General features: G+C 53.3%; 1 protein-coding gene. It reads left to right on the forward strand.

From position 1 onward, the window contains the following. Nucleotides 1–309: ABC transporter permease subunit (locus AC3DE3_RS17280; RefSeq protein ID WP_488370850.1), on the forward strand; the 309-nt coding region annotated here is incomplete at its 5' end. Between the last annotated feature and the right edge of the window lie 156 nt (nt 310–465).

Genomic DNA, 465 nt, shown 5'->3' on the forward strand with positions numbered 1-465 from the left:
GGATTATCCGGCATACCGCTGTTTATCCATGTGATCCTGCCTGGTGCCCTGCCCTCAATTATGGTCGGCGTGCGTTTTGCGTTGGGCCTGATGTGGCTGACGCTGATTGTTGCCGAAACCATTTCTGCCAATTCAGGCATTGGTTATCTGGCGATGAATGCGCGGGAGTTTTTGCAAACGGACGTGGTGGTAGTCGCTATTATTCTTTACGCCCTGCTCGGCAAACTTGCTGACGTCAGCGCGCAGCTGTTAGAGCGCCTCTGGTTGCGCTGGAACCCGGCTTATCATTTGAAGGAGGCCACGGTATGAATACTGCTCGTCTGAACCAGGGCACACCATTGTTGCTCAATGCAGTAAGCAAACATTACGCGGAAAATATCGTCCTGAACCAACTGGATTTACATATTCCGGCAGGTCAGTTTGTGGCGGTGGTGGGCCGCAGCGGTGGTGGCAAAAGTACCCTGC

It is taken from the genome of Dietzia sp. IBK-p2-16D (genome assembly GCF_057773085.1).